A 1,049-nucleotide genomic window follows, 5' to 3' on the forward strand; every position below is an offset into this window, starting at 1 on the left:
CTAGGGCCTGTGTCGAAGTCCGGTGCCAGGGCCTGAGCTGGTTTGAGGATCTTCGCGTGTCGGAGATCGAGATACGGCGAGGTCTCCGGTAGATGGTTTAACGACCAAGAAAAACCGGAGACCACCGGAGACCTCGTGGACACCCTAGCGGTGACGAGGCGGTTCGACCTGACCGACGCGCAGTGGGCGGTGCTGCAGCCGTTGCTGCCTGCGGGTAAGCGCCCGGGTCGACCGTCGTTGTGGAGTAGGCGGCAGTTGATTGATGGGATTCGGTGGCGGATCCGGGTGGGTGCTCCGTGGCGGGACGTGCCACCGCAGTACGGTCCTGGTCGGCGGTGTATGCCCTGTTCCGCCGCTGGCAGCGCGACGGCACGTGGCTGCAGGTCCTGACGGCGTTGCAGGCCTTGGCCGACGCGGTCGGGCGGATCACCTGGGACGTGTCAGTGGACTCGACCAGCGCTCGGGCCCATCAGCACGCGGCCGGGGCGAGGAAAAGGGGGATCTGCAGGCCGAACCACCCGGTGGCGTCAGCGTTGAGCCGGATGATCACGCGCTGGGTCGGTCTCGCGGCGGGTTGACCACGAAGCTGCACCTGGGCTGCGAGCAGGGCCAGAAACCCCTCGCGATCGTGCTCACCGCCGGACACCGCGGCGACAGCCCGCAGTTCATCCCCGTCCTGAGCGCCATCCGCGTGCCCCGCCTGCTCACCGGCCGCCCGAGAACCCGCCCGGACCGGGTCCTGGCCGACAAGGCGTACACCTCGAAGGCCAACCGGGCCTACCTGCGCCGACGGGGCATCGCCGCGACCATCCCGAGCAAGGCCGACCAGGACGCGAACCGGCGGGCCAAGGGATCCCAAGGCGGCCGGCCACCGGCCTTCGACCCGCACATCTACCAGCAACGTCACGCCGTGGAGTGCGGCATCAACCGGCTCAAACGCAACCGAGCCGTGGCCACCCGCTTCGACAAGCTGGCCGTCCGCTATGAGGCCACCATCCACCTCGCCGCCATCAACGAGTGGCTGTGACCGACTTCGACACAGGCCCTAG

General features: G+C 68.5%; 1 pseudogene. It reads left to right on the forward strand.

Features of this window, described 5'->3' with window-relative positions:
• Positions 1-150 precede the first annotated feature (150 nt).
• Positions 151-1,027 (forward strand): annotated as a pseudogene (locus ACIA6B_RS32540) (IS5 family transposase).
• Positions 1,028-1,049 lie beyond the last annotated feature (22 nt).

The organism is Micromonospora sp. NPDC051141 (assembly GCF_044455765.1).
In the GTDB taxonomy this organism is placed as follows: domain Bacteria; phylum Actinomycetota; class Actinomycetes; order Mycobacteriales; family Micromonosporaceae; genus Micromonospora.